Source organism: Derxia lacustris (assembly GCF_002105195.1).
Classification (GTDB): Bacteria; Pseudomonadota; Gammaproteobacteria; order Burkholderiales; family Burkholderiaceae_E; genus Derxia; species Derxia lacustris.
Genome location: NZ_MUHU01000002.1, coordinates 419,815 through 441,513, shown reverse-complemented (window position 1 = coordinate 441,513; position 21,699 = coordinate 419,815). Strand labels below are relative to the sequence as shown.

At 68.7% G+C, this 21,699-nt stretch carries 18 protein-coding genes; 12 read left to right on the top strand and 6 right to left on the bottom strand.

From position 1 onward, the window contains the following. Positions 1-42: 42 nt before the first annotated feature. The 6 genes from murC to lpxC all read left to right on the top strand — a co-directional run bounded on the left by murC (position 43) and on the right by lpxC (position 7,037). The gene (murC, locus tag B9P64_RS03735) at positions 43-1,446 is read left to right on the top strand and encodes a UDP-N-acetylmuramate--L-alanine ligase (protein ID WP_085314866.1); all 1,404 of its coding nucleotides are present in this window, start codon (positions 43-45) and stop codon (positions 1,444-1,446) included. Continuing rightward, the gene (locus B9P64_RS03730; protein ID WP_085314865.1) at positions 1,443-2,450 is read left to right on the top strand and encodes a D-alanine--D-alanine ligase; all 1,008 of its coding nucleotides are present in this window, start codon (positions 1,443-1,445) and stop codon (positions 2,448-2,450) included. Before murC ends, B9P64_RS03730 begins: the two co-directional genes overlap by 4 nt. Positions 2,451-2,454: 4 nt before the next feature. Beyond that, positions 2,455-3,264: a cell division protein FtsQ/DivIB gene (locus B9P64_RS03725; protein WP_085314864.1), complete on the top strand. Its 810-nt coding sequence runs from the start codon at positions 2,455-2,457 to the stop codon at positions 3,262-3,264. 13 nt (positions 3,265-3,277) lie between these two features. Continuing rightward, on the top strand, positions 3,278-4,519 hold the full coding sequence (gene ftsA, locus B9P64_RS03720; protein WP_085314863.1) for a cell division protein FtsA: 1,242 nt from the start codon (positions 3,278-3,280) through the stop codon (positions 4,517-4,519). Positions 4,520-4,598: 79 nt separating this feature from the next. Then, complete coding sequence (gene ftsZ, locus B9P64_RS03715) at positions 4,599-5,813, top strand: cell division protein FtsZ (RefSeq protein WP_085314862.1); 1,215 nt, start codon at positions 4,599-4,601, stop codon at positions 5,811-5,813. 294 nt (positions 5,814-6,107) lie between these two features. Continuing rightward, the gene (gene lpxC, locus B9P64_RS03710; protein WP_085314861.1) at positions 6,108-7,037 is read left to right on the top strand and encodes a UDP-3-O-acyl-N-acetylglucosamine deacetylase; all 930 of its coding nucleotides are present in this window, start codon (positions 6,108-6,110) and stop codon (positions 7,035-7,037) included. A gap of 22 nt (positions 7,038-7,059) precedes the next feature. On the opposite strand, the gene B9P64_RS03705 is transcribed toward lpxC, so the two are convergent. After that, on the bottom strand, positions 7,060-7,542 hold the full coding sequence (locus B9P64_RS03705; RefSeq protein ID WP_085314860.1) for a hypothetical protein: 483 nt from the start codon (positions 7,540-7,542) through the stop codon (positions 7,060-7,062). A 154-nt stretch (positions 7,543-7,696) separates the two neighbouring features. On the opposite strand from B9P64_RS03705, the gene B9P64_RS03700 reads away from it, so the two are divergent. Further along, complete coding sequence (locus tag B9P64_RS03700; RefSeq protein ID WP_085314859.1) at positions 7,697-9,166, top strand: O-linked N-acetylglucosamine transferase, SPINDLY family protein; 1,470 nt, start codon at positions 7,697-7,699, stop codon at positions 9,164-9,166. A 30-nt stretch (positions 9,167-9,196) separates the two neighbouring features. Here the strand turns inward: B9P64_RS03700 and B9P64_RS03695 are convergent, their stop codons facing one another. The 4 genes from B9P64_RS03695 to B9P64_RS03680 form a co-directional block, all read right to left on the bottom strand. After that, positions 9,197-10,045: an SHOCT domain-containing protein gene (locus B9P64_RS03695; RefSeq protein ID WP_085314858.1), complete on the bottom strand. Its 849-nt coding sequence runs from the start codon at positions 10,043-10,045 to the stop codon at positions 9,197-9,199. 90 nt (positions 10,046-10,135) lie between these two features. Further along, positions 10,136-11,806 carry a choline dehydrogenase gene (gene betA, locus B9P64_RS03690; protein WP_085314857.1) on the bottom strand — a complete coding sequence of 557 codons (1,671 nt, stop codon included), beginning with the start codon at positions 11,804-11,806 and terminating at the stop codon, positions 10,136-10,138. 63 nt (positions 11,807-11,869) lie between these two features. Then, positions 11,870-13,333, bottom strand: coding sequence for a betaine-aldehyde dehydrogenase (gene betB, locus B9P64_RS03685; protein ID WP_176256723.1), 1,464 nt, complete (start codon positions 13,331-13,333; stop codon positions 11,870-11,872). A gap of 7 nt (positions 13,334-13,340) precedes the next feature. Beyond that, positions 13,341-14,165: a TorF family putative porin gene (locus B9P64_RS03680; RefSeq protein WP_085314855.1), complete on the bottom strand. Its 825-nt coding sequence runs from the start codon at positions 14,163-14,165 to the stop codon at positions 13,341-13,343. A gap of 288 nt (positions 14,166-14,453) precedes the next feature. Between B9P64_RS03680 and B9P64_RS03675 the strand changes: the two genes are divergently transcribed. The 4 genes from B9P64_RS03675 to B9P64_RS03660 all read left to right on the top strand — a co-directional run bounded on the left by B9P64_RS03675 (position 14,454) and on the right by B9P64_RS03660 (position 19,227). After that, the gene (locus B9P64_RS03675; RefSeq protein WP_085315090.1) at positions 14,454-15,662 is read left to right on the top strand and encodes a quaternary amine ABC transporter ATP-binding protein; all 1,209 of its coding nucleotides are present in this window, start codon (positions 14,454-14,456) and stop codon (positions 15,660-15,662) included. Next, positions 15,655-16,581, top strand: a complete 927-nt coding sequence (locus B9P64_RS03670; RefSeq protein ID WP_085314854.1) for an ABC transporter permease — start codon at positions 15,655-15,657, stop codon at positions 16,579-16,581. Before B9P64_RS03675 ends, B9P64_RS03670 begins: the two co-directional genes overlap by 8 nt. Before the next feature lie 245 nt (positions 16,582-16,826). Continuing rightward, entirely contained in the window at positions 16,827-18,101 is a 1,275-nt protein-coding gene (locus B9P64_RS03665; protein WP_085314853.1) for a GlxA family transcriptional regulator, read from the top strand. 181 nt (positions 18,102-18,282) lie between these two features. Then, positions 18,283-19,227: a choline ABC transporter substrate-binding protein gene (locus tag B9P64_RS03660; RefSeq protein WP_085314852.1), complete on the top strand. Its 945-nt coding sequence runs from the start codon at positions 18,283-18,285 to the stop codon at positions 19,225-19,227. Here B9P64_RS03660 and B9P64_RS03655 read toward each other — a convergent pair. After that, entirely contained in the window at positions 19,119-20,324 is a 1,206-nt protein-coding gene (locus B9P64_RS03655) for a GlxA family transcriptional regulator (RefSeq protein WP_085314851.1), read from the bottom strand. The two genes, B9P64_RS03660 and B9P64_RS03655, sit on opposite strands and share 109 nt — an antisense overlap. A gap of 199 nt (positions 20,325-20,523) precedes the next feature. Here B9P64_RS03655 and B9P64_RS03650 point away from each other — a divergent pair, with 199 nt between their 5' ends. Then, entirely contained in the window at positions 20,524-21,699 is a 1,176-nt protein-coding gene (locus B9P64_RS03650; RefSeq protein WP_085314850.1) for a branched-chain amino acid ABC transporter substrate-binding protein, read from the top strand.

Below are 21,699 nucleotides of genomic sequence, written 5' to 3'. Positions count from 1 at the left end.
CGCCGACGTCGGCCGCAGCGCGAACCAGGAACAGTTCAGGAAATGAAGCACCGCATCCAGCACATCCATTTCGTCGGCATCGGCGGCTCGGGCATGAGCGGCATCGCCGAGGTGCTGCTCAATCTCGGCTACACGATCAGTGGCTCGGACCTCGCGGCGAGCGCGACCGTGCAGCGGCTGCGCTCGCTCGGCGCGACCGTGCATGTGGGCCACGCCGCCGGCAACATCGAGGGCGCGCAGGCCATCGTCACCTCCACCGCGGTCAAGGGCGACAACCCCGAGGTCATCGCCGCGCGCGCCAGTCGCATTCCCATCGTGCCGCGCGCGCTGATGCTGGCCGAGCTGATGCGCCTCAAGCGCGGCATCGCCATCGCTGGCACCCACGGCAAGACCACCACCACGAGTCTTGCCGCGAGCGTGCTCGCCGCCGGCGGCATGGACCCGACCTTTGTCATCGGCGGCCGGCTCAACAGCGCCGGCGCCAATGCGCGGCTCGGCACCGGCGAATGGATCGTGGTCGAGGCCGACGAGTCGGACGCGTCCTTCCTCAATCTGCTGCCGGTGATGGCGGTCGTCACCAACATCGACGCCGACCACATGGAGACCTACGGCCACGACTTCTCGCAACTCAAGAAGGCCTTCGTCGACTTCCTTCAGCGGCTGCCGTTCTACGGCTCGGCGGTGCTGTGCATCGACGACCCCAACGTGCGCGAGATCCTGCCCTTCCTGAGCAAGCCGGTGCTGAGCTACGGCTTCTGCGCCGAGGCGCAATTCCGCGCGGTGGACGTGCGCGCCGAGGACGGCCGCATGCACTTCACGGCGCTGCGCCCGGCCAACGGCCACACGCCGCCGCCGCTGCCGGTCACGCTCAATCTGCCGGGCCGGCACAACGTGCTCAATGCGCTGGCGGCCATCGCCATCGCCGACGAGCTGGGCATTCCGGACGAGGCGGTGCAGCGCGCGCTGGCCGAGTTCAAGGGCGTGGGCCGGCGCTTCCAGCGCTATGGCGAGCTGCCGGCGCAGGGCGGCGGCACCTTCACGCTCATCGACGATTACGGCCATCACCCGGTCGAGATGCAGGCCACCTTGGCCGCGGCGCGCGGCGCCTTCCCGGATCGCCGCATCGTGCTGGCCTTCCAGCCGCACCGCTTCACGCGCACCCGCGACTGCTTCGAAGACTTCGTGAAGGTGCTGTCCGGCGCCGACGCGGTGCTGCTGGCCGAGGTCTATGCCGCCGGCGAGCAGCCCATCGTGGCGGCCGACGGCCGGGCGCTGGCACGCGCGGTGCGCGTGGCCGGCAAGGTCGAGCCGGTATTCGTCGAAAGCATTGCCGAGATGACGGCGCAGATCCGTGCGACCGCGCGTGCCGGCGACGTGGTGATGACGATGGGCGCCGGCAGCATCGGCGCCATTGCGGGGCAACTCGCACAGGAGCTGGCGGCATGAGCACGACGCGCAATCAGGTCAACGGCCCGCTGCATGTCGATGCGGCCTCGCTAGGCAAGGTGGTGGTGCTGTACGGCGGCACGTCGGCCGAACGCGAGGTGTCGATCAAGTCGGGCTCGATGGTGCATGCGGCGCTGCTGCGCTCGGGCGCCGACGCCACGCTGTTCGATACCGGCACCCAGCCGCTCGCCGAGCTTGCGGCCGGCGGCTTTGCGCGCGCCTTCATCGCGCTGCATGGCCGGGGCGGCGAGGACGGCACGATCCAGGGCTTTCTGGAGCTGATCGGCCTGCCGTACACGGGCAGCGGCGTCATGGCCTCGGCGGTGGCGATGGACAAGATCTTCACCAAGCGCATCTGGCAGACCCACGGCCTGCCCACGCCCAAGTACGCGGTGCTCAAGCGCGGCGACAACCTGATCCGCGTGCCCGATTCGCTCGGCCTGCCGCTGTTCGTCAAGCCGCCGCACGAGGGCTCGACCATCGGCGTGAGCAAGGTGCGCGGCTACAGCGAGATGACCGAAGCCTTCGAGCTGGCGGCGCGCTACGACGACATCGTGCTGGCCGAGGAATTCATCGACGGCGCCGAACTCACCTGCGCCGTCATCGAGCGCGCCGGGCGGGCAGTGGCGCTGCCGGCGATCCGCATCGTCGCGCCCGAGGGCAACTACGACTACAACAACAAGTACCTGACCAACGACACGCGCTACCTCTGCCCGGCCGGCCTGCCCGACGCCGTCGAGCAGCGCGTGCGCGAGCTGGCGGTGGCGTCGTTCGAGGCGCTGGGCTGCGCCGGCTGGGGCCGCGCCGACTTCATGCTGCCCGGCAGCGACGGCGCCTGGGGCGAACCCACGCTGCTCGAAATCAACACCTCGCCCGGCATGACCGACCACTCGCTGGTGCCGATGGCGGCGCGCGCGGCCGGCATCGGCTACGAGCAGCTGGTGCTCGAACTGGTGGCCGGCGCCGCGCTCAAGGGCGGCCTGGGCAAGCGGCGGGACGGCTGACGCCATGTGGAACGACGTCCGCGCGCTCAACTACGCCGCCGGTGCCTGCCTGGCGCTGGTGGTGCTGCTCGCGCTCGGCACGCTCGCGGTCTGGGGCGTGCGCCATCGCGCCTTCGATCTGCAAGGCATCACCGTACGGCCGGCCACGCGCGAGCCGCTGCGCCATGTCGATCCGGTGCTGCTGCGCGCGGTGGCGCTGCCGCAGCTGGCGGGCAACTTCTTCACCATCGATCTGGCGGCGGCGCGCGAGGCCTTCGAGGCCGTGCCCTGGGTCAGGCGCGCGGCGGTCTCGCGCCAGTGGCCGAGCCGGCTGGTGGTCGAGCTCGAAGAGCATCGGCCGATCGGCGTCTGGGGCGACGGGCGCGGCGTGGATGCTAGCGGCGAGCTGTTCGTCGTCAACGAGGGCGAGCTGGAGGAATACGACGATCTGCCGCAGCTCGACGGCCCCGACGGCAGCGAGCGTCAGGTGGTGGCGCGGCTGGCCGAGGCGCGCGACTGGTTCGACCGGCTCGGCATGCGGGTGACCGGCATCAAGCTGTCGGCACGCTATGCGTGGAGCGTCGAGCTGCTGCCGGACAATGCTCCCGACGGCAGCAAGCCGATGACGCTCGACCTCGGCCGCGAGGATGGCGAACAGACACTGGCGCAGCGCGCGGCGCGCTTCGTCGCGGCCTTCGACCGGGTGCGGGCCTATTGGGGCGCGCTGCCGGAGCGGGTCGACCTGCGCTACACGAACGGCTTCGCCCTCAAGGTGCCGGGGCTCAAGTTCAACGACACGAACACGAATACGAAAGCGGTCGGCGCCAGGCGCTGACCCACAGGACACCATGGCCAGAGACAACAAGGACCTCATCGTCGGCCTCGACATCGGCACCTCGAAAGTGGTGGCGGTCGTGGCCGAACTGCTGCCCGACGGCCGCTTCGAGGTGGTCGGCATGGGACAGGCCGACTCGAAGGGCATGAAGAAGGGCGTGGTGGTCAACATCGACGCCACCGTCGAGTCGATCCAGCGCGCGCTCGAAGAAGCCGAGCTGATGGCCGATTGCAAGATCACCCATGTGTACACGGGCATCGCCGGCAGCCACATCCGCAGCTTCAGCTCCAGCGGCATGGTCGCGGTCAAGGACAAGGAAGTGACGCCGGCCGACGTGGCGCGCGTGATGGAGACCGCCAAGGCGGTCAACATCCCGACCGACCAGCAGATCCTGCATGTGCTGCCGCAGGAATTCATCGTCGACGGCCAGGAAGACGTGCGCGAGCCGCTCGGCATGAGCGGCGTGCGGCTGGAGGTGCGGGTGCACATCGTCACCGGCGCGGTCAGCGCGGCGCAGAACATCGTCAAGTGCGTGCGGCGCTGCGGGCTGGAGGTGGTGGAGGTGATGTTGCAACCGCTTGCGTCCAGCCTTTCCGTGCTCACGCCGGACGAGAAGGATCTGGGCGTGGTGCTGGTCGACATCGGCGGCGGCACGACCGACATCGCGATCTTCACCAACGGTTCCATCCGGCACACGGCGGTGATTCCCATCGCCGGCGACCAGATCACCAACGACGTGGCGATGGCGCTGCGCACGCCGAGCGCCGATGCCGAGGAAATCAAGCTCCAGCATGGCGTGGCCAAGCAGGCGCTGGCCGATCCGCATGCGCAGATCGAGGTGCCGGGCCTCGGCGATCGCGGTCCGCGCACGCTCAGCAAGCAGGCGCTGGCGGCGGTGATCGAGCCGCGCGTCGAAGAGCTGTTTGCGCTCGTTCAGCAGGTGGTGCGCGCCTCGGGCTACGAGGAGGTGATCGGCTCGGGCATCGTGCTGACGGGGGGCTCGTCGCAGCTGCCCGGCGTGGTCGAGCTGGCCGAGGACATCTTTCTCAAGCCGGTACGGTTGGGCTTGCCCGACTACAAGGGCGGTCTGGCCGACGTGGTGAAGAGCGCGCGCTATTCGACCGTCATGGGCCTGCTCGCCGAGGCCAAACTTCAGAACGAACGGGGTCGCGTGGTGCGGTCCCAGACCGGCAGTTTCAAGCAGACGCTCGGCGCGATGCGCGAGTGGTTTGCCAATTCGGCGAAGTGGTTCTGAGCCTTCGGGCCGGCAACCGCCTTTGCAGCTAGGTGAAGTCGATAGTTCAGCAGTGCAGCAAGCAACCAGGAGGACGCAAATGGGTTTTGAAATGATCGATGCGCCGGCCGAACAGCTCGGTACCGTCATCAAGGTGATCGGCGTGGGCGGTGCGGGCGGCAATGCCGTCTCGCACATGATTTCGCGCAATGTGCAGGGCGTGGATTTCCTCGCCGCCAATACCGATGCGCAGGCACTGGCGCGCATCCTCGATGCCAGCACCATCCAGCTCGGCAAGACCGGCCTCGGTGCCGGCGCCAAGCCCGAAGCCGGCCGCATGGCCGCCGAGGAAGCGCGCGAGCGCATCCGCGAGCAGCTTCAGGGCGCGAACATGGTGTTCATCACCGCCGGCATGGGCGGCGGCACCGGCACCGGCGCCGCGCCGGTGGTGGCGGCCGTGGCCAAGGACATGGGCATCCTCACGGTGGCCGTGGTCACCAAGCCCTTCGAGTTCGAGGGCAACAAGCGCCTGCGCACCGCCGAAGCCGGCCTCGAGGAGCTGGCCGCGAATGTCGATTCGCTGATCGTCGTGCTCAACGAGAAGCTGCAAGAGGTGCTCGGCGACGACGCCACCATGGAATCGGCCTTCCGCACCGCCGACGACGTGCTGCACAACGCGGTCTCGGGCATCGCCGAGATCATCACCGTGCCGGGCCTGGTCAACGTCGACTTCGAGGACGTGAAGACGGTCATGCGCGAGCAGGGCAAGGCGATGATGGGCATCGGTCAGGCGAGCGGCACCGACCGCGCGCGCGTGGCCGCCGAACAGGCCGTCGCGAGCCCGCTGCTCGAAGGCGTGGACCTGTCGGGCGCCTCGGGCGTGCTGGTCAACATCACCGCTTCCAAGGGCACGCTCAAGCTGCGTGAAACCTCCGAAGCCGTGAACACGGTGCGCAACTTCGCGGCCAAGGATGCGGAAATCATCTTCGGCACGGTGTGGGACGACAACCTCGGCGACGCGATGCGCGTGACCGTGGTCGCCACCGGCCTCGGCCGCGCGGCGGCGGTCGCCAAGCCGGTGATGGTCGTGCACAACGAGCGTCAGCTGCGCACCGGCACCGACAACCTCGCGGTCGCGGCGATGGCGGGCGCGAGCGGCGCCGTCCCGGCCGGCCGTGGCGCCGACTACAGCAACTACGACTCGCCGTCGATCTGGCGCGATCCGCGCTCGGCCGCCGCGCGCGTCTCGGCGCTGGAAGAGAACGGCATGGATCGGCTCGACATCCCGGCTTTCCTGCGCAAGCAGGCCGACTGATGTCGCGTTGGCCGGGCCGGAGGATGCGTCCCCTCCGACCCGGCCGACGGGTCCGTGCGCGGCGCGTGACAGGCGTCGCGTGCCGCGCACGGACTTGCCGCACGACGGTGTCGAAGCCTTGCCGGCCAGCACCGGACGCAATCGCAATTCGCATGGCAAAAAACGATTTGCACGCGATGGAATCGCGCGCAGCTTTTTGTTGACTATTGTTTCCCAGCAAACGATTGGCAAAAGCTTCGGCGCTAGAATCGGCGCCACCCAATGTCCCTGGCGCCGTCACTGGCGATGTCCCCCATGCTCAAGCAGCGCACGCTCAAGCAAATCGTCCGCACCACCGGCGTCGGCCTGCATTCGGGCCGCAAGGTCGAGATCGTGCTGCGGCCGGCGGCGCCCAATACCGGCATCCTGTTCCGCCGCGTCGACCTCGATCCGCCGGTGGACTTGCCGGCCGATCCGCTGTCGGTCAAGGACACGCGCATGGCCACGACGCTCGACCGCGACGGCGTGAAGATCGCCACGGTCGAGCATCTGATGTCGGCGCTGGCGGGCCTGGGCATCGACAACGCGGTCATCGACGTGAGCGCGCCCGAGATTCCGATCATGGACGGCAGCGCCAGCACCTTCGTCTTTCTGCTCCAGCAGGCGGGCATCGAGGAGCAGCCGGCGGCCAAGCGCTTCGTGCGCGTGACCAAGCCGATCGAGGTGCACGAGGGCGACAAGTGGGCGCGGCTCAGCCCCTTCCACGGCTTCAAGATGAGCTTCGCGATCGACTTCAACCATCCGGCCATCGACTCGACCGGGCAGTTCGCCGAGATCGATTTCGACAGCACGAGCTATGTGAAGGAAATCGCGCGCGCCCGCACCTTCGGCTTCATGGGCGATGTGGAGGCGCTGCGCGCCGCCGGCCTGGGTCAGGGCGGCACGATGGACAACGTGATCGTCATGGACGAGTACCGCGTGCTCAACCAGGACGGCCTGCGCTATGACGACGAGTTCGTGAAGCACAAGTTGCTCGACGCCATCGGCGACCTGTACGTGCTGGGCAAGCCGCTGCTCGCGGCCTATTCGGCCAACAAGTCGGGTCATGCGATCAACAACCAGCTGCTGCGCGCGCTGCTGGCTGATGAGACCGCCTGGGACATCGTCGATTTCACCGACGACGCCAAGGCGCCGGCGGCGTTTGCGCACGCGGGACTGTCGATCGGGGCGGCGACGGCTTTCTGATCGCCGTGCCGCGTTCCGTCGCTCAGGCCGCTTCGTCTTCCTCGGCCGCCGGGCGCTGGTTGAGATAGGCAAAGGCCAGGCAGCGCGCGAAGTCGGGCAACCAGAACTCGGTGTCGGGCACGTAGCGCATGCCGGGTTCGCGTCGCACCGCCAGCCAGGCGCCGGCGGGCATCGCGGCCGGGTCGCTCTTCAGCTCGACCTTGGCGGAGGAATGCAGCGCCGCCCACAGCCGGCCCGCTTCCTGCGGATTGCCGGCTACCGCCAGCGTGGCGATCGGAATCTCTTCCTCGTTGGCGATGCTGGCGTAGAGCCAGCCCTCGCCGTGATCGCGCACCACGATGTCGCAGATGGGCCGCGACCACGGGATGCGCGAATGCTGGCGTTCGAGCGCGTCGGCCAGCCAGTAGCGCAGGTGTTCGAGGAGCTGGGGCTGCACTTCATGCAGCCAGGCGCGGCGCGAGCGGCCGTCGTGCAGCGTGAGATGGTCGAGGAAGAGCGTGGGCATGGCGCGGTACGGGCAGGGCGGGGGAAGTGCGCAAACATACACCCGCGCAAGGCAGGGATATTGCGTGCCCCCGGCCCAGTCCCCAGGTCTGTCGAGCTTCGTACAAACGCGGCCGCAAGCCTTTCGATGCACCCAGCATGAAGGCCGCCCCGCAATGAAGCAGCACGACCGCAACCAGCGCATGTGCGACTGGACCGAACTTGGCGCCAGCCTCGACCATGCCCGCGCCAGCCTCGTGGCCGGCGATCTGCGCCAGATCCCGCCCTTCCTGCTGCTGTCGATGGAGGGCATCAGCGCCGCCGAGCAGCGCCGGGGCGCCGAACTGTGGATGCATCAGCGCGTGGCCGACGCCCAGCCGCTGCGCGACAGCCTGCGCTTTGCGCACGATCTGGCCGACCGGCCCCGGCTGCGCATCGGCTATCTGTCGGCCGACTTCCAGCAGCACGCCACCGCGCTGCTGCTGATCGAATCGCTCGAAGCGCACGACCGCGGCCGCTTCGAACTGTTTGCCTACAGCTACGGCGCCGACAGCGTGGACGGCGCGATGCGCCAGCGCGTGGCCCGCGCGGTCGAGCATTTCACCGACATCAGCGCGCTCGACGATGCCGCCGCCGCGACGCGCATCCATGCCGACGGCATCGACATCCTGGTCGATCTCAAGGGCTACACCCATGCCACGCGCACCGCGATCCTGCTGCTCGGCGCGGCGCCGGTGCAGGTGAATTTCCTCGGCTATCCGGGCACGCTGGGGCTGGCCTGCTGCGATTACCTCATCACCGACGCCTTCCTCACGCCCGACGGCAGCGCCGCCGACTACAGCGAGGCGCTGGCCTATCTGCCGCACAGCTACCAGCCGCATGCGCGCTACCGCACGCCCGACGCCGCGCCGACCCGCGCCCAGGCCGGGCTGCCGGCCAGCGGCGTGGTGTTCTGCTGCTTCAACCAGGCCTACAAGATCACGCCGGCAGTGTTCTCGGTCTGGTGCCAGCTGCTGCTGATGGTCGACGACAGCGTGCTGTGGCTGCTCGCCGATCCGGCCGCCGAGGCCAATCTGCGCAATGCGGCCTTCGGCCTCGGCATCGCCGCCGACCGGCTGGTATTCGCGCCCGACTGCCCGCAGCCCGAACATCTGGCGCGGCTGGCGCTGGCCGACATCGTGCTCGACACCGCGCCCTACAACGCCCACACCACCGCCAGCGATGCGCTCGGCGCCGGCGTGCCGCTGGTCACCTGCGCCGGCGCCACGTTTGCGTCGCGCGTGGCCGGCAGCCTGCTCAATGCCGTGGGCCTCGGCGAGCTCATCACCGACAACCTCGACGACTATTTCGAGCTGGCGCTGGCGCTGGCCACCGATCCGGCACGGCTGATCGAGACCCGCGCCCGGCTGGTCGCGGCCGGGCCGACCGCGCCGCTGTTCAACGTGGCCAAGTACACCCGCGACCTGGAGGCGCTCTACGAAGGCATGTGGGCGCGCAAGCAGGCCGGACTGCCGCCGGCGCCGCTTGGCGCGGTGCCGCTGGCGGCCGAGGCGCTGCTGCTGCCGGCGATCGCGCCGATCGACATCGGTCCGGTGCCGGTGGCGGCACCGCTGGCGGCCCGCATCGCCAGCGCGACCGCGCGCTGACCGGCGCGGCGCGGCGTCATTGCGCCGCGATCACAGCCGCGACAGCAGCTCCGACTTCTTGGCCGCGAATTCCGCGTCGGACAGGATGCCCTTGCGATGCAGCTCGGCCATGCGCTCGATGGTCGCCAGGATGTCGGTCTGGGCGCCGTTGTCGGTCGCCGGGGGCGGCGCCCAGGCGGGTGCCGGTGCCTGCCAGGCCGGCGCGGGCGCGTTCCAGGCCGGCGCCGGCTCGGCATTCCACGCTTGCGCCGGCGGCGGCGATTGCGGCTGGCTGGTGGCCGGTGCCGCCGAACTGTCGGGCAGGCCGCCGACGATCGGCAGGCTGTCCACGCCAAAGCTGCCGTACTGGCTGTTGAACGTGACCGAGCCCGGCCAGCCGCCCTGTTGCTGCTGCACGCCGCCGATGTTGTGGTCGAGCGTGTCGTAGACCGTGACCTGCCCGTTGCGCGACACCGCCAGCCGGCGCGTGCCCGGGAACACCGCATAGCGCGCATCGTTCTGGCCGCCGCTCGAACTCGGGCTGCCCAGATCGGCCGGCCACCAGTTGTTGCCGCTGTTCATGCTCATGAAGCCGCCGTTGTTCGACGAGCCCTGCGGCAGCGGTGCGTACACCTGCGTCGAGGCCAGCAGCGAGGACAGTTCCGAGCACAGCCCGCTCACGGTCGATTGCAGGCCGCTGTTGAACATGTCGCCGACCATGGTCATGCCGCCGCGCATCCACTGGCCGTTGCCGCCCAGTTCGGAGTGATAGAACTGGGCCATGCCGCCGTTGCCGGCCGAGACGGCGTCGAGCAGGGTACGGACCGCATCGGTGCTGACGCCGTAGCGCCGCGCGAGGTCGGCGATGGCCTGATCGCCTGCCGGGGTGAGAAGTTGCATGGCGGTCTCCGCGCAGCGTTGAAGGCAGGGCAGGGTAGCGCATGCGCATGACGGCACCGCGCCCGCCCCATGCCGCCGCAGGGAGAAGCCTCAGCGCTGCGCGGTCTGCCAGTCGGGATTGACCCAGACCGGCGCGTTCGACGCCGGCAGCGCCTTGCGGCCACGGATCGCGTCGGCCAGCTTCTCGGCCATCATGATCGTCGGCACGTTGAGATTGCCGCTGACCACCGCCGGCATGATCGACGCATCGACCACGCGCAGGCCCTGCACGCCGTGCACCCGGCCCTGACCGTCGACCACCGCCATGTCGTCGCTGCCCATCTTGCAGCTGCACGACGGGTGATAGGCGCTCTCGGCCTTCTCGCGCACGAAGGCGTCGATGTCGGCGTCGCTGGTCCTGCCCGGGCCCGGCGCCAGCTCCGGCCCACGGAAGGGCGCGAACGCAGCCTGCGCGAAGATCTCGCGCGTGAGCTTGATGCCGTTGCGGATCTCGCGCCGGTCCTGCTCGGTCGTCATGTAGTTGAAGATGATGCGCGGATGCATCTTCGGGTCGGCCGACTTGAGCGTGATGCTGCCGCGACTGGTCGGGCGCATCGGGCCGATGTGGGCCTGATAGCCGTGCTCGGTGGCGCTGGCGCTGCCGTCGTAGCTGATCGCCATCGGCAGGAAGTGGTATTGCAGGTCGGGATGCAGCACGCCCGGCTCGCTGCGGATGAAGCCGCCGCTCTCGAAGTGATTGGTGCCGCCCAGGCCCGAGCCGTCGAGCAGCCATTGCGCGCCGATCTTCGCCTTGGCGAGCAGGCTTTGCGCGCTGTACAGCGTGATCGGCTGCTTGCAGGCCACCTGCACATAGCACTCCATGTGGTCCTGCAGGTTCTGGCCCACGCCCGGCGCGTCGTGGACTACCTGGATGCCGAGCTTGCGCAGCGCATCGGCCGGGCCGATGCCCGACAGCATCAGCACCTGCGGCGAGTTGATCGCGCCGCCGCTCAGGATCACTTCGCGCTTCGCCGTCACCGCATGGCGCCGGCCGCCGTGGGCGTACTCGATGCCGATGGCGCGCTTGCCGCGACCGTCATGGTCGAACAGCACGCGCGTGACCAGGCAGCGCGAGCGCACCACGAGGTTGGGCCGCTTCATCGCCGGCTTGAGATAGGCCACGGCCGCGCTCTGGCGCCGGCCCTTGTAGACCGTCATGTCCATCACGCCGAGGCCTTCCTGCTGCTGGCCGTTCATGTCGGGCGTGACCGGGTAACCCGCCTGCCGGCCCGCCTCGATGAAGGCGGTGTAGAGCGGATTGGTGCAGGCGCCGGTGGTCACACGGAGCGGGCCGCTGTCGCCGCGATAGGCGTCGCCACCCTTCTCGCGCGTCTCGCTCTTGCGGAAGTAGGGCAGCACGTTGGCATAGGACCAGTCGGCCAGCGCCGGGTCCTTGGCCCAGCCGTCGTAGTCGAAGGCATGGCCGCGGATGTAGACCATGCCGTTGATCGACGACGAGCCGCCGATGACCCGGCCGCGCGGGCAGTGCAGCCGGCGGTTGTTCATGCCGGGTTCGGGCTCGGTGTCGTAGAACCAGTTGTACTTGTCGTTGGCGAGCGGGTAGGCAAACGCCGACGGCATGTGGATGAAGATGCTGGCGTCGCCCGGGCCGGCTTCGAGCACCAGCACGCGCACGTCGGCGTCTTCCGTCAGCCGGTTGGCGAGCACGCAGCCGGCCGAGCCGGCGCCGACGATGATGTAGTCAAAGGCTTCTTGGGTCATGGCGGTGGCGCCGTCGAAGGCAGGCGCGAAAAGAGGCAGCGGGCGTACTTGTTATTGGTCTGGTCAGGCGTAGGGATCGGCGATCGCGCCCAGCTCCACGTACACGCTCTTGAGCCGCGTGTAGTGCTCGATGGCGGCATGGCTGTTTTCCGAGCCGATGCCCGATTCCTTCATGCCGCCGAAAGGCATCTCGATCGGCGTGATGTTGTAGTTGTTGATCCAGCACACGCCGGCTTCCAGCCGGCCGGCCATGCGATGGCCGCGCGCCAGATCGCGCGTGAACACGCCGGCCGCGAGACCGAAGCGGGTGCCGTTGGCGCGCGCCACCACCTCGTCCTCGTCGGTGAACCTGAGCACCGACATCACCGGGCCGAAGATTTCCTCGCGCACGATGGTCATGTCGTCGGTGCAGTCGGCGAAGACTGTGGGCAGCACGTAGTTGCCGGCGGCGAGCGCCGCATCGGCCGGCGCGCTGCCGCCGAGTACGCAGCGCGCGCCCTCGGCCTTGCCGCTGGCGATGTAGCCGAGCACCTTGTCGGCATGCGCGCGCGAGATCAGCGCGCCGACCTGCGTGCCCATGTCGAGCGGATCGCCGAGCCTGAGCTTGCCGGCGCGCTCGACCACGCGCGCCACGAAGGCGTCGTACACCGCCTCGTGCACGAACACGCGTGTGCCGTTGGTGCAGATCTCGCCCTGGGTATAGAAGTTGGCCAGCAGCGCGCCGGTCACGGCCTGCTCGATGTCGGCATCGTCGAACACCACCAGCGCCGACTTGCCGCCGAGTTCCATCGTCACGCGCTTGAGCGTCTCGGCGGCGGCGGCCATCACGCGCTTGCCGGTCGGCACCGAGCCGGTCACGGAAATCTTGGCCACCTCCGGGTGCGCGCTGAGCAGGCGACCAGTGCGGCCGTCGCCCTGCAACACCTGGAACACGCCGGCCGGCACGCCGGCCTCGGAATAAATCTCTGCCAGCTTGGCCGCCGTGTTGGGCGTGAGTTCGCTCGGCTTGAAGATCATCGCGTTGCCGCAGGCGAGCGCCGGCGCGCTCTTCCACAGCGCGATCTGGATCGGATAGTTCCACGCGCCGATGCCCACGCAGATGCCGAGCGGCTCGCGCCGCGTGTAGGCGAAGGCATTGCGCAGCGGGTACTGGTCGCCGTGCAGCGTCGCGGCCATGCCGGCGAAGTATTCGAGGCAGTCGGCACCGCTCGCCACATCGACCGCGATGGCTTCCTGCAGCGGCTTGCCGGTGTCGAGCACTTCGAGCCGGGCCAGTTCGTCGTTGCGCGCGCGCAGCAGGGCGACCGCGCGCATCAGCACGCGGCCGCGCTCGGCGCCGGTGAGCGCCGCCCATTCGCGCTGCCCCTCGCGGGCAGCGGCGATGGCGGCTTCCACCTCGGGTTCCAGCGCCAGCTCAACCTGGCACAGCGGCGCGCCGGTCGCCGGATTGAGCTTCTCGAAGCATTCGCCCGAGGCCGATGCGCGATAGCCGCCGCCGATGTAGTTGAGGAGTCGCTGCACGTCGATGTCCCGTTCAGAAAGTGCGCGTGGCGCTGACGAAGAAGGTGCTCTTGATCGGATTCGACGTCTCGACGAAGCCGGCCGAGTTGGTCGCGCCGGTCGTGTACTTGTCGTAGTAGCCGCTCTTGTTGCCCCAGCCGCGCGTGACCGCCGCGCTCAGCAGCCAGCCGCCGTCGAGCGCCTTGGTGACGGCGATCTTGCCGTCCTTCCAGCCCGCGTCCTTGAAGTTGCTGACGCGCTGCTGGCCGAAGTGGGCCGTGGCGCCAAAGCCCTCGCCGAGGTCGACGGTGGCGTTGAGGTCGAGGTAGCCGGACCAGCGGCTGTGCTTGTCGCCGTCGGCGAGCAGCGAGCGGCTGTTGTAGCCGAAGTAGTCCTTGGTGTAGGTCAGCCAGTACTTGGCGCTGAACCACTTCCAGCTCGCCTGCGGCACGAACTCGCCGTAGTTGTAGCTGGCGTCGGCGAACTTGAGCTTGGCGCCCGGATAGACGTAGTAGTAGAGCTGCGCGCCGTAGGTGATGTCGTCGAGCGCGCCGGTCCAGCCGCCGTACAGATCCCATTCGACCGACCCGTCCTCGATGAACCGGTTGCTCACGCTCGACATCCAGCTGCCGATGCTGAAGCCGTTGCCCAGCGCATAGTCGATGCCGCCCTGCAGCGCCGGCTTGCCCCAGGTCTGGCGAAAGCCGCGCGACACGTACTGCGACGCGAGCGTGACGTTGGTGGTGAGCGCGGGCGCCTCGGCGACGGGCGCTTCGGCCGGCGCTTCCTCGGCATGAGCGGCAAGGCAGCCGCCAGCGGCAACGAAGGCGAGTGCGGCGAGTTGTTTCTTGGAGTTCACGACGACTTCCCCTGGAGAACGGAGTTTTCTAGGGCCCGCAAGCGCGCCGGCGGGCTTTCGGCAAGGGGATTATTCGAGGCGGCCCGGCAAGTCACCGTGCATGGAAGCGACCGGAACAATCGCTTTCCCGACAGCGACGGGCGGCTGTCGTTCACAGGCAACCGCGTGTCGTTTGGCGACCGGAACGCCATCGGGGCGCCGCTTATCGTTCGGTCCCATCACCGGGAGTTCAAGCGTGAAAACAACCCACAAATTCAGCGGCGCGCGATGTCGCCGGGGGGCGCGATGATGGCGAAGGACAAGATCGTCGTCGAGGGTCTGACCAAGATCTTCGGCGAGCAGCCCGAGCGCTGGCTGGCGCTCATGAAAGCCGGCTGGAGCAAGGAAAGGCTGATGGCCGAGCACGGCGTGACGGTCGGCGTCTGCGACGTGAGCTTTACCGTGCGCGAAGGCGAAATCTTCGTGCTGATGGGCCTGTCGGGCTCGGGCAAGTCGACCCTCATCCGCCTCATCAACCGGCTGGTCGAACCGACCGACGGCCGCGTGCTGATCGACGGTCAGGACGTGGTCGGCCTCGCGCCCGGCAAGCTGCGCGACCTGCGCCGGCGCGACATGAGCATGGTGTTCCAGAGCTTTGCGCTGCTGCCCAACCGCACCGTGCTCGACAACGCGGCCTTCGGGCTGGAAGTGGCCGGCGTCGGTCGCAAGGAGCGCGAGCGCGCCGCGATGGAAGTGCTGGAGCAGGTCGGCCTCAAGCCCTTCGCCCGCAAGCATCCGCATGAGCTGTCGGGCGGCATGCGCCAGCGCGTGGGTCTGGCGCGGGCGCTGGCCGTGAACCCGTCGCTGATGATCATGGACGAGGCCTTCTCGGCGCTCGACCCGCTCAAGCGCCGCGAGATGCAGGACGTGCTGCTGCAATTGCAGGCGGTGCACAAGCGCACCATCGTCTTCGTGTCGCACGACATCGAGGAGGCGTTCCGCATCGGCAACCGCATCGCGATCATGGAAGGCGGCCGGCTGATCCAGCTCGGCGAGCCGCGCCAGATCATCGAAAGCCCGGCCAACGACTACGTGCGCGCCTTCTTCGACGGCTTCGATACCTCGCGCTACCTCACCGCCGCCGACCTGCTCCAGGCCGACGCGGTGCCGGTGCTCACGCGCCAGGACGACAGCCTCGACTTCGACGCCGACGGCCTGCTCGCCGAACTGTTCTCGGACGAGCGCGGCTGGTGCTTCGTGCTCGACCGCGACCGTCGCGTGAGCGGCGCGCTCGACGTGCCCACCTTGCGCGGCTGGCGCGCCGGCATTGCGCCGCGCCGCCTGGTGCATGTGGAACCGGTGCGCGGCAGCTGCCGGCTCGACCAGATCATTCCGCAACTGATGCGCAGCGCCGGTCCGCTGCCGGTGGTGGACGACGACGGCCGCTATCGCGGCGCCATCAACAAGCGCGCCGTGCTCGGACGGCTCGCGGCAAAGGGAGGGGCGCTCCATGGCTGATGCCTTCATTCCGCTCGGCGACTGGGTCAACGAAGCGACCCAGTTCGTCCTCGCCCATGACGACGGCCTGTTCGAGCAGGCCGGTCATGTGATCGAGACCTTCACCGTCGCGGTGCAGGACGGCATGCTCGGGCTGCCGGTCTGGCTGCTGGCCGGCGTGTTCGCGGTGCTCGGCCTGTGGCGCGTGGGTGCGCTGTTCGCCGGCTTCTCGGCCGCGTGCTTCTTCCTGATCTACGGCATGGGCCTCTGGGAACAGACCGTGGTGACGCTGGCGCAAACGCTTGCAGCGACGGTCATCAGCCTGCTGCTCGGCGTGCCGGTGGGCATCGCCTCGGCCAAGAGCAAGCATGTGGCGATGGTGATCCGCCCGGTGCTCGACTTCATGCAGACCATGCCGGCCTTCGTCTACCTGATTCCGGCGGCGATGCTGTTCGGTCTGGGCATCGTGCCGGGCGTGCTGTCGACGGTGGTGTTCGCGATGCCGCCGGCGGTGCGCCTGACCGCGCTCGGCATCCGTCAGGTCGACCATGAGCTGGTGGAAGCGGGGCTGTCGTTCGGCTGCACGCCGACCCAGCTGCTCTTCAAGGTGCAGCTGCCCAACGCGCTGCCGTCGATCATGGCCGGCGTGAACCAGACCATCATGATGGCGCTGTCGATGGTCATCATCGCGTCGATGGTCGGCGCCGGCGGCCTGGGCAATGAAGTGCTCGCCAGCATCCAGCGGCTCGACATCGGCCTCGGCTACGAAAGCGGCCTGAGCGTGGTGCTGCTGGCGATCATCCTCGACCGCATCACCGAAAGCTTTGGCGGCGGTGGCGGCAAGCGCGCCACGGTCGGCGAGCGCATGAAGCGGGTGTTCGGCAGCGGTCGCGGCTCGGCACCGGTGGCCGCGCCCGAGGCGCCGCGCACCGCCGGCTGAGCCCGGGCCCGACGCGGTCTTTTCTCCTGTCCCGCGAGGGGCATCTGGCTGCACGCCAAAACGCGTGCGGCCTTTTTTGCATTTGCAGCCTGCTGCCGCCATCTGCGGCGAAATCCGTTCCGAATGCGGCTATCCGGCACTCTTCTTGCTGCCAGCGGAACCATCCTGTTTTCGACTTACAAGTCCGACGCACACGGGTTTGCAGGCCCGCCACGGCGTCGACAGTCATGCCACGAGGAATCCGCATGTCCAGCAAGAATGTCGCGCCCGAAGATGGTCTCCATTCGTCCGCCTCCGACGGCCGTCCGCGCCCGCCGGCCGAGGTGCAGCCGCGCCGTGGCGGTGCGGCGGCCGACGACGCTGGTGCATGCAAGCCTGTGCATGTCGCCTTCGTCACGCTGCCGCGCTTCACGATGATCGCGTTCAGCAGCGCCATCGAGGCACTGCGCATGGCCAACTACGTGAGCCGGCGCACTCTGTACCGCTGGTCGATCATCACGCCCGACGGCCAGCCGGCCTCGGCCAGCAACGGCCTCGCGCTGTCGCCCTGCGCGCCGCTCGATCCGCGCGACATGCCCGACGTGGCCTTCGTCGTCGGCGGCGTCGATGTACGCGAAGCGGTAACGCCGGCGCATCTTTCTCTGCTGCAAACCCTGGGCGCGGCCGGCGTCAAGCTCGGCTCGCTCTGTACCGGCGCCTATGCGCTGGTGCGCGCCGGCCTCATGAACGGCCACCGCTGCGCGATCCACTGGGAAAACCTCGCTGCGCTGCAGGAGGAATTCCCGCGCGTGAGCTTCACCACCGAGCTGTTCGTCATCGATGCCGACCGCTACACCTGCACCGGCGGCAGCGCGCCGCTCGACCTGATGATCCACCTCATCGGCGCGCGTTTCGGCGACGCCATTGCCGCGCAGATCTCGGAGCAGTTCGTGCTGGAGCGGGTGCGCGACAGCCGCGACCAGCAGCACATGCCGATGGTGGCGCGCGTGGGCTACAGCCGCAAATCGCTGGTCGAGGTGGCCGCGCTCATGGAGGCCAACATCGAGGAGCCGCTGTCGCTGGAGGACGTGGCGCGGCTGGCCGGTCTGTCGCAGCGCCAGTTGCAGCGGCTGTTCAAGCACTTTCTGGGCGTCACGCCCACGCAGTACTACCTCAACCTGCGGCTGCGCCGCGCGCGCGAGCTGCTGCTGCAAACCGACATGACCGTCACCGACATCACGGTGGCCTGCGGCTTTCAATCCACCTGCCATTTCAGCAAGTGCTACCGCTGCCGCTTCGGCTATGCGCCGAGCACCGAGCGCCGGCGCAAGAAGATCGACGACGTGCGCGAGACGCTGGCCCAGCCCGGTCATGCGCTCGCTGCCGGCAGCGACGATCTGGCGCTCGATGGCGAGCTGCCGGCCGAGCCCGCCGCGCCCGAAGCCAAGCCGCGCGCGCCGCGTCTGGCCGAGCGGGCCGCCTTGCCGGCGCATGCCGCCGCCGCCTCGGGCAAGCGCAACCTGCAGGCGCGCCACGTCTGACCGGCGCCGGCTTTCGTGGCGCTTGCGCTCGCGGCCCGGCATGCCGGCCGTCCGGCGCAGCCCGGCGGCCCGCGACGTTCCACGCCAAGCGCGGGTCGCATTTCGGCTGATCGCGCACCGGTGGCGCCTCCAAGATTGCTGCGTGCCCCTTCACGCCGCAGACCTTCAGGAGTTGCCCCCAATGAGAATCAGCAAGCTCGTGTCAGCCGCAGCGCTGGCCGCCGTCACCGCCAGCTCGGCCTTTGCCGCCGATCCCGCCGCCTGTCGCAAGGTGCGCTTTGCCGATGTCGGCTGGACCGACATCACCGCCACCACCGGCGTGGCGATGGCCATCCTCGACGGCATCGGCTATCAGCCGAGCAAGCAGATCGCGTCGGTGCCGATCACCTTCGCCGGCCTCAAGAAGAAGCAGATCGACGTCTTCCTCGGCTACTGGAATCCGTCGATGACGCCGATCGTCGAGCCCTTCGTCAAGGACGGTTCGGTCAAGGTGCTCGACGAGCCCAACCTCGTCGGCGCCAAGTACACGCTGGCCGTGCCCGAGTACCTTGCGGCTGCCGGCCTCAAGAGCTTCCAGGACATCGCCAGGTTCAAGGACGAGCTGGGCGGCAAGATCTACGGCATCGAGCCGGGCAACGACGGCAACCAGATCATCGCCAACATGATCAAGACCAACCAGTACGGTCTGAAGGACTTCAAGCTGGTCGAGTCGAGCGAGGCCGGCATGCTGGTGGAACTGGGCCGCGCCGAGAAGGCCAAGAAGGCCATCGTGTTCCTGGGCTGGGAACCGCATCCGATGAACGTGCAGCACAAGATGGTCTATCTCAGCGGCGGCGACGACAGCTTCGGCCCCAACTACGGCGAGGCCAAGGTCTACACCGCGCTGCCGAGCGACTACGCCACGCGCTGCCCCAACGTGGCCAGGCTGGTCAACAACCTGCACTTCACGACCGACATCGAGAACCGCCTGATGGCGCCGATCATGGACAAGAAGGATCCGGTGAAGGTGGCCAAGGACTACATCAAGGCCAATCCGGCGCTGCTCGACAAGTGGCTGGATGGCGTGACGACGTTTGACGGCAAGCCGGAGGCTGCGGCTGGCGTGAAGAAGGCGATCGGTCTCTGACCTTGGCCGCACGGCCCGCGCGACGGCGGGCCGGCAATGAAACGGCGCCCCGCGAGGCGCCGTTTTCGCTTGCGCGCGGCGTCGGTACCGCGACGCGCAAACCCTTGCACCAGTCGCGGATCACCCCGCACGCGCCTCGCTCGGCGGATGGCCGTACACGTTGCGGAAGCTGCGCGAGAGAAGTGCGAGTTGCTCACGAAGCCGCATTGCATCGCGATGTCGACGATCGGCTGACGGGTCTTTTCCAGCAGCTCGCGCGCGCGCCGCAGTCGCAGCCGCATCGCATAGGCGGTCGGCGTCATCCCGATCTGATGCTGGAACAGCCGCCCGAGATGGCGCGGGCTCACGCCGACCTCGCGCGCCAGTTCGTCGAGTGGAAAGTGCCCGTCGGCATGGCGCTCGATCAGCAGCATCGCGCGGCGCACCCGGGCGTCGTCCGAGCTGAGGTCGTCGACCGGCGCCGGCTGGGGCGCGTCGCCGGCACGCGGCAGGTCCTCCAGCATGATGCGCAGCGCCTTGGCCGCCGCCGCGCGGCCGCGATGGCGCGCCACCAGATGCGCGGCCAGATGCATCACGCTCGTGCCGCCGGCGCAGGTCAGGCGGTCGCGGTCCTCGATGAACTGCTCGGTCGAGCTGGCCGCGAGCTGGGGAAACCGGCTGGCGAAATCGTCGTGATGGAACCAGCTCACGCACACGCGGCGGTCGTCGAGCAGACCCAGGCCCGCGAGCGCGAAGCTGCCGGTACACACGCCCGCGAGCGGCACGCCGGCCGCCGCCGCGCGCCTGAGAAACTCGCCGGCCGCGCGGCTGATGCGGCTGCCGTCGAGCAGGCCGCCGACCACCACGATGTAGTCGAAATCGCGCGGATCGCCGAAGCGCGCGGTCGGCGTCACGTCGAGGCCGCAGCTGGCGCGCACCGGCCGCGTGTCGTCGCTGAGCACGCGCCAGTCGCAATGGATCGGCCGGCTCCAGTCGTCCTCGTCGGCGGCCAGCCGCAGCGTGTCGACGAAGGCCGACAGCGCCAGCATCGTGAAATTCGGCGCGAGCACGAAGCCGACGCGTAGCTCGGCGCGCGCGGTGGCGGCGGATGCGGACATGGCGGTACTCCTGCAAAAAGCCGGCTGGGGACAGGCCGGCGTTGGATGCAAGGTCCAAGCCATCGCGCCAGATGAAAGGCGGCCGTCATGGGCAAGCCGATGTCCGTCCGGTGTCCGGCGCGGCGGGAACTGCTTGGCTAAATGGGCTTGCACGCTTCCTGCGGCACTGCCCAGCCAGACAGAAACGGAATCCACGCCCATGACCCCTCGCCTCTCGCGCCTGACCCTGTCCGCCCTCACCGCAGCGCTCGCGCTGGCCCTGTCGCCGGCCGCGTCGGCCAAGGATGTGGTGAAGATCGCCTTCATCGGCCCGCTCACCGGCGCCAACTCGGCGCATGGCCTGGGCGGCCGCAATTCGGCCGAGACCGCCGTGCGACTGCACAACGCCGATCCCAAGTCGAAGTACGACTTCGAGCTCGTCGCGCTCGACGACGAATGCAAGCCCAACGTGGGCGTGCAGGTCGCCACCAAGGCCGCCACCGACAGCAGCATCGCGGCGGTGATTCCGCACTACTGCTCGTCGGTCGCCATCGCCACGGTCGATGTCTACAAGCGCTTCAAGGTGCCGACCGTGGTCTGGGCCGCCGTGCTGCCGGAAATCATCTACGGCCAGAAGACGCGCGAGATGCATCGCGTGAGCGCCACGCTCATCAACCAGAACAAGGTCGCCGCGCAATGGCTGACCGGGCCGATGAAGTTCGGCAAATGGGTCGCGGTCTACGACACCACCGACTACGGCAAGTCGATGTTCAAGTACTTCAGCCAGTACCTGGCCGACAACAAGGGCGAGATGCTGGCGAGCTTTGGCGTCGGCGCCGACCAGCAGGACTTCTCGGCCGAGCTGGCCCGGATCAAGGAGCTGAAGCCCGAGGTCGTCTACTTCGGCGGCCTCACGCCGCTCGGCGTGCGCCTCGCCAAGCAGATGGAAAAGTTCGGCATCAAGGCGGTGTTCCAGGGCACCTCGGGCATCGTCGGCGACGCCTTCATCGCCGGCCTGGGCGCGGCGGCGGCCGAGGGCACGGTGGCGATGTACGACATGCCGCCGATCGAGAAGCTGCCGGGCGGCAAGGCCTTCCTCGACGCCTATGCGGCGCAGAAATTCGGCGAGGCGCCCGAGGCCTACGGCCCTTATGCCTTCGCCGCCACCGCGCTGGTGATGGACAGCATCGAGAAGTCCGGCCCCAAGCGCCCGGCGCTCATCGATGCGCTCGGCAAGGTGAAGGACTACGACTCGGTGGTCGGCAAGATCACCTTCGACGACTACGGCCAGAACATCAACCCGACCACCACCAAGTACGTGGTGCAGGACGGCAAGTGGCTGGCCTGGGAAGACAGCGAGTACGCGAGCGGCAAGCGCCACCTCGCGGGCCGCTGA

What these genes read in the sequence shown, in the direction of transcription:
- B9P64_RS03700 (WP_085314859.1), top strand. Translation starts at nt 7,697, where the DNA reads ATGAAGCAGCACGACCGCAACCAGCGCATGTGCGACTGGACCGAACTT.
- B9P64_RS03705 (WP_085314860.1), bottom strand. Translation starts at nt 7,542, where the DNA reads ATGCCCACGCTCTTCCTCGACCATCTCACGCTGCACGACGGCCGCTCG.
- B9P64_RS03660 (WP_085314852.1), top strand. Translation starts at nt 18,283, where the DNA reads ATGAGAATCAGCAAGCTCGTGTCAGCCGCAGCGCTGGCCGCCGTCACC.
- B9P64_RS03725 (WP_085314864.1), top strand. Translation starts at nt 2,455, where the DNA reads ATGTGGAACGACGTCCGCGCGCTCAACTACGCCGCCGGTGCCTGCCTG.
- B9P64_RS03730 (WP_085314865.1), top strand. Translation starts at nt 1,443, where the DNA reads ATGAGCACGACGCGCAATCAGGTCAACGGCCCGCTGCATGTCGATGCG.
- B9P64_RS03675 (WP_085315090.1), top strand. Translation starts at nt 14,454, where the DNA reads ATGGCGAAGGACAAGATCGTCGTCGAGGGTCTGACCAAGATCTTCGGC.
- murC (WP_085314866.1), top strand. Translation starts at nt 43, where the DNA reads ATGAAGCACCGCATCCAGCACATCCATTTCGTCGGCATCGGCGGCTCG.
- B9P64_RS03655 (WP_085314851.1), bottom strand. Translation starts at nt 20,324, where the DNA reads ATGTCCGCATCCGCCGCCACCGCGCGCGCCGAGCTACGCGTCGGCTTC.
- betA (WP_085314857.1), bottom strand. Translation starts at nt 11,806, where the DNA reads ATGACCCAAGAAGCCTTTGACTACATCATCGTCGGCGCCGGCTCGGCC.
- lpxC (WP_085314861.1), top strand. Translation starts at nt 6,108, where the DNA reads ATGCTCAAGCAGCGCACGCTCAAGCAAATCGTCCGCACCACCGGCGTC.
- B9P64_RS03695 (WP_085314858.1), bottom strand. Translation starts at nt 10,045, where the DNA reads ATGCAACTTCTCACCCCGGCAGGCGATCAGGCCATCGCCGACCTCGCG.
- B9P64_RS03650 (WP_085314850.1), top strand. Translation starts at nt 20,524, where the DNA reads ATGACCCCTCGCCTCTCGCGCCTGACCCTGTCCGCCCTCACCGCAGCG.
- B9P64_RS03670 (WP_085314854.1), top strand. Translation starts at nt 15,655, where the DNA reads ATGGCTGATGCCTTCATTCCGCTCGGCGACTGGGTCAACGAAGCGACC.
- ftsA (WP_085314863.1), top strand. Translation starts at nt 3,278, where the DNA reads ATGGCCAGAGACAACAAGGACCTCATCGTCGGCCTCGACATCGGCACC.
- B9P64_RS03665 (WP_085314853.1), top strand. Translation starts at nt 16,827, where the DNA reads ATGTCCAGCAAGAATGTCGCGCCCGAAGATGGTCTCCATTCGTCCGCC.
- ftsZ (WP_085314862.1), top strand. Translation starts at nt 4,599, where the DNA reads ATGGGTTTTGAAATGATCGATGCGCCGGCCGAACAGCTCGGTACCGTC.